Origin of the sequence: Pedobacter cryoconitis, assembly GCF_014200595.1 — a bacterium.
In the GTDB taxonomy this organism is placed as follows: domain Bacteria; phylum Bacteroidota; class Bacteroidia; order Sphingobacteriales; family Sphingobacteriaceae; genus Pedobacter; species Pedobacter cryoconitis_C.
The window spans coordinates 615079-626588 of record NZ_JACHCG010000002.1 but is presented as its reverse complement, the minus strand read 5'-3'; the positions used below and the strand labels follow the sequence as shown (position 1 = coordinate 626588).

General features: G+C 36.3%; 12 protein-coding genes and 1 tRNA gene. 6 read left to right on the top strand and 7 right to left on the bottom strand.

Translation table 11 applies throughout. The features are described from left to right. The first annotated feature begins 21 nt into the window (after positions 1-21). Positions 22-108 (top strand) — tRNA-Ser (locus tag HDE70_RS16695). 84 nt (positions 109-192) lie between these two features. Next, a complete protein-coding gene (locus HDE70_RS16690; protein WP_183891300.1) occupies positions 193-978 on the top strand; it encodes a Fic family protein in 786 nt (261 codons plus the stop codon). Positions 979-1483: 505 nt separating this feature from the next. On the opposite strand, the gene HDE70_RS16685 is transcribed toward HDE70_RS16690, so the two are convergent. Continuing rightward, a complete protein-coding gene (locus HDE70_RS16685) occupies positions 1484-2245 on the bottom strand; it encodes a hypothetical protein (protein WP_183891299.1) in 762 nt (253 codons plus the stop codon). A gap of 629 nt (positions 2246-2874) precedes the next feature. Here HDE70_RS16685 and HDE70_RS27335 point away from each other — a divergent pair. Then, the gene (locus HDE70_RS27335; RefSeq protein ID WP_183891298.1) at positions 2875-3240 is read left to right on the top strand and encodes a transposase; all 366 of its coding nucleotides are present in this window, start codon (positions 2875-2877) and stop codon (positions 3238-3240) included. A 165-nt stretch (positions 3241-3405) separates the two neighbouring features. Further along, positions 3406-4203, top strand: coding sequence for a transposase (locus tag HDE70_RS27330; protein ID WP_260161019.1), 798 nt, complete (start codon positions 3406-3408; stop codon positions 4201-4203). Positions 4204-4595: 392 nt separating this feature from the next. On the opposite strand, the gene HDE70_RS16670 is transcribed toward HDE70_RS27330, so the two are convergent. The 6 genes from HDE70_RS16670 to HDE70_RS16640 all read right to left on the bottom strand — a co-directional run bounded on the left by HDE70_RS16670 (position 4596) and on the right by HDE70_RS16640 (position 9640). Continuing rightward, entirely contained in the window at positions 4596-4997 is a 402-nt protein-coding gene (locus tag HDE70_RS16670) for a VOC family protein (RefSeq protein WP_221302092.1), read from the bottom strand. Between the two features lie 176 nt (positions 4998-5173). Further along, positions 5174-6004, bottom strand: coding sequence for an AraC family transcriptional regulator (locus tag HDE70_RS16665; RefSeq protein WP_183891296.1), 831 nt, complete (start codon positions 6002-6004; stop codon positions 5174-5176). Between the two features lie 687 nt (positions 6005-6691). After that, positions 6692-7606, bottom strand: a complete 915-nt coding sequence (locus HDE70_RS16655) for a helix-turn-helix domain-containing protein (protein ID WP_183891294.1) — start codon at positions 7604-7606, stop codon at positions 6692-6694. A 19-nt stretch (positions 7607-7625) separates the two neighbouring features. Then, the gene (locus tag HDE70_RS16650; protein ID WP_183891293.1) at positions 7626-8363 is read right to left on the bottom strand and encodes an SDR family oxidoreductase; all 738 of its coding nucleotides are present in this window, start codon (positions 8361-8363) and stop codon (positions 7626-7628) included. Positions 8364-8376: 13 nt separating this feature from the next. Continuing rightward, positions 8377-9354: an aldo/keto reductase gene (locus tag HDE70_RS16645; RefSeq protein ID WP_183891292.1), complete on the bottom strand. Its 978-nt coding sequence runs from the start codon at positions 9352-9354 to the stop codon at positions 8377-8379. A gap of 118 nt (positions 9355-9472) precedes the next feature. Beyond that, complete coding sequence (locus HDE70_RS16640; RefSeq protein ID WP_221302091.1) at positions 9473-9640, bottom strand: aldo/keto reductase; 168 nt, start codon at positions 9638-9640, stop codon at positions 9473-9475. A gap of 211 nt (positions 9641-9851) precedes the next feature. Here HDE70_RS16640 and HDE70_RS16635 point away from each other — a divergent pair, with 211 nt between their 5' ends. Together HDE70_RS16635 and HDE70_RS16630 are read left to right on the top strand one after the other, a co-directional pair. Continuing rightward, complete coding sequence (locus HDE70_RS16635; protein ID WP_183866340.1) at positions 9852-10439, top strand: Crp/Fnr family transcriptional regulator; 588 nt, start codon at positions 9852-9854, stop codon at positions 10437-10439. 92 nt (positions 10440-10531) lie between these two features. Then, on the top strand, positions 10532-11284 hold the full coding sequence (locus HDE70_RS16630; RefSeq protein ID WP_183866339.1) for an SDR family NAD(P)-dependent oxidoreductase: 753 nt from the start codon (positions 10532-10534) through the stop codon (positions 11282-11284). Positions 11285-11510: the final 226 nt, after the last annotated feature.

Below are 11510 nucleotides of genomic sequence, written 5' to 3'. Positions count from 1 at the left end.
AAACGGGTAACAAATTTAAACGGAGGGATGCCTGAGTGGCCGAAAGGAACAGTTTGCTAAACTGTCGTACTGGCAACGGTACCGAGGGTTCGAATCCCTCTTCCTCCGCTGAAATTAACAAGAAGCCTGCAATCTTAAGATGAGCAGGCTTTTTTGTTTATCTTTATTTAACAAGAGGAAAAAATGCTGGAAATGGATTTACAAATCATCCCAAAAGACTTGCTTGAACAGTACAAGACGACTGTTAATGAGAAAGCTTTATTTACAGCATTTAATCAATTGGAAGACGCTCCTCTTTCTACAGAGGAATTTAGTTTTTATACTTCAGTAGCATCCGTCTATTCCAGCAAAATCGAAGGGGAAGCTATAGAATTAGATTCTTACATCAAACACAAGCGTTTTCACATTGAATTTCAACCTGATTATACCCGCAAGATAGACGATCTGTACCTTGCTTACCAATTCGCTTCAGAAAACAGACCAGATAAAGAGACGTTTGCAGAGATGCATTCCCTTTTAGCCAGACATATCGTCTCTACAAACTGGCTGGGAAAGTTCAGAAATCAAAATATGTTTGTCACCACAAAAGACGGTCGTATTGAGTATGTAGCAGCAACTCCTTTTGAAGTGCCGTCTGAAATGGATAAATTGTACACTGATTTGGAGATATTATTGAATACTGAACTAACTATATCAGAGACTTTCTTTTTTGCCAGCATGATTCATCTCGTATTTGTAAAAATACATCCTTGGAACGATGGGAACGGGCGTAGTGGACGTTTGTTTGAGAAATGGTTTCTTGCTCAGAAATTAGGAAATAAAGCTTGGTTTATACAGTCTGAAAAATACTATTATACTCAGCATGAAACTTACTACAATAACATTAGAGCCTTAGGACTAGAGTATCAGGATCTGGATTATTTAAAAGCGCTATCATTCTTATTGATGCTACCAAAGTCTGTATTAGAGAAAGATTAAGAGTTAGAAACTATCATAAAGACTCAATCCGTTAATAGGCTTATAAAATACGCTCTATTACGAGCAAAACGAGGGTTTCTTCAATCTTAGAAATTATTGGGTCATTAAGTGTTCGAATCCCTCTTCCCCCGCTGAATGGGATTCCATTAAAATTGAATAAGGCTGCTCCTGAAAAGCAGCCTTATTCCGTTTAAAATCATCGAATAAAAATCAAATTCAATAGCTTCTAAGTGTTCAAAGTATTTTTCGATTAGATGTGGGATTAAGTTAGAACGCCCCATTTTAAATTGAATGCTTCTAATAGATTTACAAATCATCCCCCAAAGATCTGCTTAAGAAATATAAGATGATTATTTCCGATAATACTTTGTTGACAGTATTTAACCAATTGGAAGACGCTATTCTTCCTACAAATGAGGTTAATTTCCCTAATGCATTAATTTCTCTTTATTCCATCAATTGAAATAGAAACCATAGAACTGGACTCTTACATTAAGTATAAATCTTATTTACCCCCATTTATCATAATATCTAATTGTTGCTTAAGTTGATTGATTTGTAGTTGCTGCGTTTGGATTGTTTTATGTTGATCAGATATTTGTCTATTTTGTTCTATTAAATACAATGTTAATTCCTCGATTTTTTTCATTTGCAACTTAGACATCTCACCTAAATTAAGGCCGTTCTCCAACACTTCCTGTTCTGACGGCATATCAGGCAGGTGTTGATTTTTTTCAATGTAAGTTTGCACTTCTTTAAGTGTGGGTAGACGATAAGATGGCTTGAATACGTAATCTGACCATCCATTTAAATCTACTTTAACTTCCCGGGAATGAATGACGCCATTTACATCCAACATATTCTGAGGATTTGTTACACTAACTCCAACATTCCCATTTGATAAAATAGTTAGTTTAGCATCAGAAAGTGATACGCTCCCATTGCCATCAGTATTTTCGAGGGCAATATGAAATTTTCCTCTAGCAGAACCTGCTACACTTTCATAAATTATAGCTCCTTTCTGATAGTCAGTGGTTTGTGTATAATCGCCGAATTTTATCATACCATAGTTCCCTACGACGTGAAAATTAGATCTTAAAGAAATAAGCGGGGTTGTTGTAGTATTTGTTGTACTATATATATCCAGACCACCCTGAGGGGTTAATGTCCCAATTCCTACATTTCCACTTCCTGGAAAAATATTGGTTTGTGCATAAGAATACTGGCTTGCAATTGTTATGGCAAGAATTAAGAGCGTTTTTTTCATGTGATATTTTTTCTACCACTAATATATATTTCTTATTCAAATATTAATCAATAAATGAGTTGAAACCAGAACCGTTATAGGTGTCTATTTTTCTTTTCAACTGGAATACCTGGCTCAATTTCGTATGCCTTTTGCATCCGTTTATCACGTTTACCAATTGTACTAACTTAAACTTTAACGATTAAACCTAAGATAACCACTGCACCATACTCTTCATGAGGAAAAGATAGTTTATTATAATTTATCAAGATATTTTCATGGATTTTTTGCCTTATAAATCCATACATAAACAATCCCCACCAGGTGTTCTATTAGACTCCCCCTCTCCCCCCTCGCTGAGATTTAGTTAAACTGTATTATAAAATAAATACTTCCTTAGAATCCTTATTATTTATCCAAAATCTGCCTTAAAATGCCAAAAATGCCTTGTAGGTGTTCTAATAGAATCCCCTCTTCCCCGCCAAATGGGATTCTATCAATCTCAGCAAAGACCTGCTCCACTTCGAGCAGGTCTTTTTACTTAAGTATCAATACGTTATGAGCGAATGCAGGATTGATAGGATCAGTGCCAAAAGTTGTGGAGCAGGGGTTAAAATTATAGTTTTGTGTAATTATAATTGTTTGTATTTATGCCATCTGCTACCCAATCCTTACTGAGCCTGTTTCTACCAGAATTTATCCTGGAGAATTTTGAATTTACCAATGTCATCGAAGATCCCGATACTTTTCACATCCAGTTAGAAGAGATCAATACCCTTCCTATAGAGTGGAATTCGATTAAGGTTCAGTCCAAAGGTTTTTTTCCAGAGATTGTGGTGCAGGATTTCCCTATTCGAGGTCATAAAGTATTTTATCACATCAAGCGTCGGCGCTGGATCAATCTGGAAAGCGGTAAGGTGATCTACCGGGATTGGACATTAGTAGAAAAGGGAACGCGAATGACAGGAGATTTCGCGGCTTTTTTAAAAGAAATCAATCGATACAGCCCCGAATAGTATAGATTCGATCAGTTGTTTTTACGGTGTAAAAGCTAAAAATCTACTCCGTCAATACCGTGATTACCTCTTGATTTTAAAAGCTGGGATCAGCGGTCACATGCAAAACAGTGGTTATTATATCCTGAAAACCTGGGTGAACAGCTTTCTATCGATGAAACCAGTTTGTCGCACGGTGAATTGTATACGATCGTTACTAATAAAGCTGCTAAGGGTAAGAAAGGTGCTATCGTTGCTATTGTAGCGGGCACCAAGGCCGAAACAGTGATTTTAGTACTGCAAAGAATTCCTGAAAGGACAAGAAAGAAAGTCGCTGAAATTACCCTGGACATGGCAGGTAATATGGAACTGATCTGTAAACGTTGTTTTCCCCAGGCAACCCGGGTAACTGATCGTTTTCATGTGCAGAAACTGGCAACAGAGGCATTACAGGAAATGCGGATCAAACATCGATGGGAAGCTATGGATGCAGAAAATGAAGCTATTGAAGCCTCGAAAAGATCTGGTCATCCATTGCAGTCAGAAATGCTTCACAATGGAGATACCATCAAGCAGTTATTAGCTCGTAGCAGATATGTATTGTATAAAAGACCTACAGCCTGGACAGCTAGCCAGAAAGATCGTGCAGCACTCTTATTCGAAAGATTTCCTGACCTTAAAACGGCATACGGACTTAGTATGGGGCTCAGTCAGCTATTTGAAAACACAAAAGATAAGGTATTTGCACTGGCTAACCTGGCCAAATGGCATGAGAGAGTTAGACAAACAGGTTTTAAAGCATTCAATACTATTGCCAGGTCTATACAAAGTCATTATCAAACGATATTGAATTACTTTGACCGTAGATCGACCAATGCATCAGCAGAATCCTTCAATGCAAAAATTAAGGCATTCAGGCCACAATTCAGAGGAGTCAAAAACATTGAATTCTTCCTGTACAGACTAACTCAACTTTATGCGTAGCAACCAAAAAATCATTCCTGCTCCACAACTTTTGGCACTGATCCCAAAAATCCCCTCAAGGTATTTTATTAGAATCCCCTCTCCCCCGCAAAACATTTTTTGGTTTAAGCCGGGCCGTACCCGTCAGTGCGAAGACCTGCATAAACCAAAATGTGGGAACAATGCTCTGTCAATAGATTTACAAATAATCACCCAATGTTCATGTCATTTAATTTCGTTAAAGGCTCCTAATTATTTAGTGATTGCAAGTGCACGGACTCTCTCAAGATATTTTCATAGATTTAATCAAAGCATAAGGTTTAAATTTTACGGGCAAATTGGGTTATAAGATAACCTTTGGATCAATTAAGGCAATAAATAGACCCCAATGTCAAAGATTTGGACGATGAGATTTATTTCTTATCGGTTATTGTTGATTTTTCAAACAATGTAATCTGCATACCAGCGGGATCTTCTATACGCATAATATCACTCCAGGGTGCGCTCGTTAATTTCCCTAGTGGTTTAGCGCCATTTCGTAAAAGTTGTTTCGATTTTTCCGGCATTTGACTGCCAAAATTTAGCGCAATCCTAACATCGCCAGAAACTCCAGCTTTGCCTACTTCCATTTTATCAATAAAATCCTTATGTTTTCTATCTATAAGCTCTAACGATGCTTTTCCTGCTTCTAAAATAATTCCTTTTCCGGTTGGACTATCCCAGGAAAGTGATTCAGTTAAGCCTACTTGATTTTTATAGAAATCAATGATTTCATCTAGGTTATCTACGGTTAGTACCAATCTTAATTCTTTCATACTGCTTGCATTTCTGGTTATCGCCATTACATCAGATGGGTTTACGTGAAGGTAAATTACTCCAAGCGCTGTGCTAATTAAAAATTTTCGTCTATTCATTTTTATAATGACAAATGTAGACTGATTGATGAATGTAGAATTGTAATATCTATGGCTTTAATTGTAAAAACGAAGCCCTACTTTTTAAATTGGCTGGGTGTATAACCTGTTGCCGATTTAAAGGCTTTATTAAAGTGGCTTTCATCTGTATAGCCAAGTTCCAATGCTATATTTTTGATATTTTTATTGCTATGTTTTAAGTGATTGCTGGCAATTGCAATACGGTAAGTTTCCACATATTTCTTTAAAGTAAATTTAGTATACTTTTTAAAATATTGATTAATGTAAGTTTTGGAATAATTAAATTCCCTGGCAATTGCTTCAATCTTTATTTTTTCGGGGTTTGCAATATTTTTCTCTATAAAACTAATAATTGCATTTATTTTCTTTTCAGGATAGTTACTCTCTAAGTTATCCTGAAAATATTCAATATTTCTATAGATAACATTCAAGATTACCAATATTATATTCTCTAAATTTTGCTGCTGATATTTTGAACTATTTGATTCTTTTTCTATTATTTCTACAAGAGATTGAATAATTTCTGCATCATGCGATCCTTCATAAATGATCTTACGTCCCTTAATGTTCGAAAGATTGATTTTTTCTTCAATTGCTCCAAGGTTCAATTTTGAGACGTTGCTAAGTTGATTATAAAATTGCTTGGTAAACTTAACAGATTTAAAATTGGTGTTTGTTAAAGGATAGAACGTCCGGCAATCATTTGGGGTAAATACAAAGATATCGTTGGGTTCATAACATATGGAAGTATGGTTTACATAACGTGTGCCTGTCCCCTCCAAAATGATTATAATTTGAAAATAAAAATCAACAGAAGGTTCTTTCGAATTAGCATCATTTAACTCTAAGTTTTCAATTAAGACACTTTTATTTATTATTTTGTCCATTCAAAATTATTCTAATATGTTCATGGTATCATAACTTAGTTTCGTTTATCATATAGTATTTTAGCGAGATTTCCGTTTTAAACACCAGTAGTACTTTTTTAATAAATTTGGTTTTGGCATTTGTATAGGCATCTCTATCATTTCTGTTTGCTGTTGCCAAACTAAGTTTATGCAAAGTATATTCATTTACAAATGGCCAGGTTAAAATGTAGAATAAAGCAGTTTTACAATTTGGTAAGTCAGCTTGTAAAGCTGCACCAAATATTAATTAAACACTGATTAATAGACTAGGTTCGAACTCAAATGTATAACTTTAACTTATAAATTAATCCGATAAACTTTAAAATTAGGAAGGAACTTGCCTATTTACCCAAAATCTGCCTTAAAACATCAAAAAACCCTTCGAGGTGTTCTATTAGAATCCCCTCTCCCCATATTGCCAACCGCCTGGGTAATACCTAAACGAATCACAGATAATGCATAAATTGCATTAACCTTAATGATTGCTGAGATTAAGTCTGATGAAATGGAGACGATGGTGAAAGTAATGGTGCATCTAATCAACACGAATAATTAAAAACCAAAAAAGCCTCCAAATTTTCATAGAAGGTTTTTGAGTCGTACCCCTAACTTAGATCGAACCAATGTTAGTGGCAAGTGGCTTTTATCATTCGCTTTCTGCCGCCTTTAATTAAACGAATGTCTGAACTCCAAAGGCGAAACATTTGTCTTTGTTTTGAAAAGTTTGCTAAACGATTGTGAATGTTCAAAGCCCAATTCATAAGCAATTTCCGAAACGGAAAGATTTGTAGTTGATAGTTTTTCTTTAGCTTTTTCGATGATTGCGTTCTGAATGTATTGTTGTGTGTTTAGCCCTGTCAATGAACTCAACATGTCACTCAAATAGCGTTGCGATAGCTTTAATTCTGTACTGATATATTTTACTGATGGCAAGCCGTTCTTCAGACTATTTTCTTCTTCAAAATAGCTGTTTAAAAGTTCATCCAAAGAAGTTATGATGTCGTGATTGATTGCTTTCCTCGTGATAAATTGTCTGTTGTAAAAACGATTGCTATAATTCAATAACAATTCTATTTGAGACACTAAAACATCCTGGCTGAAACTGTCAATATTGTTGTCTAATTCATTGGCTATTGTAGCAAATAAATTAGCTATGATTTCTTTTTCTTTTGCCGATAGAAATAAGGCCTCTGAAACATCGTAAGAGAAAAAGCCGTATTGATTTATTGTTTTTCCTAATTGATAATTCCGGATAAAGTCCGGATGAAAGTACAAAGCGACACCCTCATAGCTTTCTATGTCTTCCGGTGGAAAAACAATTTGTTTCGGCTTCAAAAATGCTAATCCGCCCTCTTCAAAATCGTAATATCCCTGTCCGTATTTTATGTGTCCTGTGAATGTAGGCTTAAAGGAAATCTTGTAAAAATCAAGACTTACTTTTTGCCCTTTTGGAAACATTTCAATCGAAACATTATTATAGTCAATCAATGCAATCAGTGGGTGCAATGGCGCAGGAAATCCCAACACCCGCACCAATTGTGATATACTTTTAATGTGATTGATGTTAGCTTGTTGTTGCATTTTTCGTTTACGAATTTAATCAATTTTGTTTTGACGGACGAATAACAATATCGCCAATTTCAACATCGTTAGGTTGACTTATTGCATAAATTACAGCATTGGCAATGGCTATAGGATCTATTGCAATTTGTTCCATTCCTCTTTGAATAGCTGTTTTCATTTCTTCGTTTTTTATATTGTTAGCAAAATCTGTTTTCACAAATCCCGGCGAAATGCCTGTAATGCGTATGTTTCCGTCTGACTCCTGACGAAACGCTTCTGCAATAGTGCGAATGGCATTTTTAGTTCCTGCATACACACCTTGCATTGGGACAATCTTTATTCCTGAAGTTGAAATGATATTGACGATATGTCCCGATTGTTGTTGTTTGAAAATGGGAATTGCAGCCGCCATCCCATACAAAACGCCTTTGAGGTTAATGTCAATCATTTCTTCCCAATCATCAATATCCAACTCGTCAATACGGCTTAATTGACTGACACCTGCATTATTTACAATGACATCTAATACCCCGTATCTATCAACTGCTGTATTTACAAACCGGACTAAATCGACTTTATTCTTTACATCAATTTTAGCATAGGTGGCTTCCCCACCTGTGCTTTTAATTTCTTCAACAATTTGTTGTAATTGGCTTGTTCGCCTTGCACCCAAAACAACCTTTGCACCGTTTTTTGCTAATTCTATTGCAATGGCCGTGCCCATTCCACTACTTGCACCTGTAATAGCAACTACTTTTCCTTTAATATTTTGCATTGATGTCAGTTTTTTATTTGTCTATTTGTTTTTCTAAAAATTCAGGATAGCGGTCGCCTACAAGCGTAATTCCATTTACAGTCGTATCAATTTTTGCAAGTTCATCGACCGTTAATACAATATTTATACTGCCAATGTTTTCCTCTAAACGATGCAATTTTGTAGTCCCGGGGATTGGTACTATCCAGGGCTTTTGAGCTAACAGCCAAGCTAATGCTAATTGGCTGGTTGTAATATTTTTTTGTTGAGCAATTTCTGAAAGCGCATCTACTAAAACCAGGTTGGCCTTTATATTTTCTTCGCTGAAACGAGGAATAATATTTCTTCGGTCGATATCCTCTAATTTTTTGTTTATTATACCTGTGAGGAAGCCTTTGCCCAAAGGACTAAATGGAACGAAACCAATTCCTAACTTCTCTAAAGTAGGTATGATTTCATCTTCTGGCTCACGCCAAAACAAAGAGTATTCGCTTTGTAATGCTGATACAGGTTGAATTGAATGTGCTTTTCGGATAGTTTTAGCACTTGCTTCAGATAAACCGAAATATTTTACTTTGCCCTCTTGTATCAGGTCTTTCACTGTTCCTGCAACCTCTTCTATCGGAACATTAGGGTCAACTCTGTGCTGATAAAGCAGATCAATGTAATCTGTTTTTAACCTTTTTAGAGCCGATTCGGTTACTGCTCTTATAGTTTCGGGTCTGCTGTCTAAACCTACTGCTGGTCTGGCATCTTTACAACCAAATTTTGTGGCTATTACTACATCTTTTCTAAAAGGATGTAATGCCTCGCCAACAATTTCTTCATTGGTGTAAGGTCCGTAGGCTTCTGCGGTATCAAAAAATGTGATACCTCTTTCAACTGCGTTGCGTAGTAATGTTATGGCCTCTTTCTTATCAAGACCTTTGCCGTCCAAAAAGTTTAAACCCATGCAACCAAAGCCTAATGCGGAAACTTCTAATCCGCTATTTCCTAATTTTCTCTTTTGCATAATTCTTTATTTAATTATTTCTAAAACTGACTTAAATTTCCAGTACAAAATTCTTGATTGCCGCGCTATAAAAAGTAGTTGGATTGGTAATTGTTGTAGTCAGATTTTCCAACTTTTTTTAAACACTATCAATTAGTCCGCTACCTTTATCTAACGATTTGATGGCTGTCAGATCATCGGCAGACAACTCAAAGTCAAATACATTGAAATTTTCATTCATCCTTTTTATATGTGCTGATTTCGGAGTAACCATGGCTTCTTTTTGGATTAACCATCGTAGAATCACTTGGGCGATACTCTGTTAACCTTTATGCCTTATTATGCTTATGTACCAGGTTTACTGGTCTCGTGATTTTATTGCAGGTAGAATATTATTCAAAGATTGGGCTGAGTGCATTTTCCTGCAACTGAATAAGAACAAGTTTGAATAACTAAAAAAGCATCAAAAAATAGGTTGAAAGTTTTATTTTTGAAGATTCTCCTTAAGAACTCTAAAGATGCATAATTTTCAAGCGCTGTTCGATTACGTTCAAAAACTTTCCGGCAAAACACTTTCAGCGGATGATAAGCAAATATTCATCTCACATTTCAAACCCAAAAAAATCCGGAAGCGACAATACTTTTTACAGGAAGGGGATGTATGTAAATATACTGGATTCATCGTGAAAGGCGCTGCCAAGACGTTTACGGTAGATGAAAAAGGACATGAGCATATATTAAAATTAAGTGTTGAAAACTGGTGGTTAGCCGATTTTGAAAGTTTTTACAAATTGACACCAAGCCGTTTTAACATAGAGGCGCTGGAGGATATGGAGATCTTACAAATAACCCATGGCCTGGTAGAGGAATTCATAAAGCCCATTCCTGCCTTTTCAGCGATGCAAAACGTACTTAGTCAAAATAATACTATAGCTGCCCAGAAAAGAATGCAATCTTCCATCAGTCAAACTGGCGAAGAACGATTTCAAGAACTCGTTAACGATTATCCACACTTTATACAGCGGTTCCCGCAAAATTTAATTGCTTCTTACCTGGGTTTAACACCGGAAACCCTGAGCCGGATCAGGAAGAACTCCTCAAAATAAATTGATCTTTGTCAAGCATATTTAATGACTTATATCAAGATGCAGTTAGTCACGCAGGTGCATCTTTGGATTAACATTAAATAGTAAAGATCATGAGTAAATTAAAAAATAAAGTAGCCGTAATTACAGGCGGTAATAGCGGTATTGGATTTGGTATTGCCGAAGCATTTAAAAGTGAAGGCGCTGCCGGAGCTATTGTTGGCAGAAATCATCAAACTTTGGAAAATTCAGCTGCTCAGCTAGGCAATGATTTTATAGCCATCAATGCAGATGTAACTAACCTTGCCGATTTAGAAAGAGTCTTTAAAGATACAGCCAAAAAGTTCGGTAAAATAGATATACTGGTGGCCAATGCAGGTGCAGGAACAACCGGAACTGTAGCAAATGTGAGCGAGGCTGATTACGACAAGACCATGGATCTTAACCTGAAAAGCGTTTACTTCACTGTACAAAAAGCGCTGCCTTATATGAATGATGGAGGGTCTGTAATTCTTATCGGATCAAATGCCGCACATCGGGCATATCCATCGTTTGGGCTTTACGGCGCTGCAAAAGCTGCCGTGATCTTTTTGGCAAAAAGCTTTTCAAACGACTTGCTAGAAAGAAAGATCAGGGTAAATGTAATAACTCCAGGTACTACAGACACTCCTGCATTTGATAAGTTCGTTCCTGTAGAACAAATCGAAGCTGTGAAAACACAGTTTGCAGGTGTAATGCCGATAGGCAGGATCGGGCAACCATCAGATATTGGTAAAACAGCAGTTTTCCTGGCTTCTGAAGATTCTTCGTTCTTGCTTGGCTCCGAACTTCTTGTTGATGGTGGCATGACCTACTTAGCTAAATAATTTCTTATTCACTGGCACGGGTTTGAACTCGGGCCAGTGAATGTTATGCTAAAGGAGAAAAATGAACCCCTTAAAGGCAAGATCGTGCAAAATGGAAATCAAAGTATCAGGAATAAAGATTTTACTCCTGATAATCAATTATGGTATAGCCAATTCCAGAGCAATCCAGGTAACTCTTTAACGCTTCCAGCCAGATCCATAAATAAGAGTTACTAAGTGAAAGATC

Bases quoted from the DNA above. Each gene is read 5' to 3' on its own strand.
- HDE70_RS16635 (WP_183866340.1), top strand. From the start codon at position 9,852: ATGCATAATTTTCAAGCGCTGTTCGATTACGTTCAAAAACTTTCCGGC.
- HDE70_RS16655 (WP_183891294.1), bottom strand. From the start codon at position 7,606: ATGCAACAACAAGCTAACATCAATCACATTAAAAGTATATCACAATTG.
- HDE70_RS16670 (WP_221302092.1), bottom strand. From the start codon at position 4,997: ATGAAAGAATTAAGATTGGTACTAACCGTAGATAACCTAGATGAAATC.
- HDE70_RS16685 (WP_183891299.1), bottom strand. From the start codon at position 2,245: ATGAAAAAAACGCTCTTAATTCTTGCCATAACAATTGCAAGCCAGTAT.
- HDE70_RS16645 (WP_183891292.1), bottom strand. From the start codon at position 9,354: ATGCAAAAGAGAAAATTAGGAAATAGCGGATTAGAAGTTTCCGCATTA.
- HDE70_RS16690 (WP_183891300.1), top strand. From the start codon at position 193: ATGGATTTACAAATCATCCCAAAAGACTTGCTTGAACAGTACAAGACG.
- HDE70_RS16630 (WP_183866339.1), top strand. From the start codon at position 10,532: ATGAGTAAATTAAAAAATAAAGTAGCCGTAATTACAGGCGGTAATAGC.
- HDE70_RS16665 (WP_183891296.1), bottom strand. From the start codon at position 6,004: ATGGACAAAATAATAAATAAAAGTGTCTTAATTGAAAACTTAGAGTTA.
- HDE70_RS16650 (WP_183891293.1), bottom strand. From the start codon at position 8,363: ATGCAAAATATTAAAGGAAAAGTAGTTGCTATTACAGGTGCAAGTAGT.
- HDE70_RS27335 (WP_183891298.1), top strand. From the start codon at position 2,875: ATGCCATCTGCTACCCAATCCTTACTGAGCCTGTTTCTACCAGAATTT.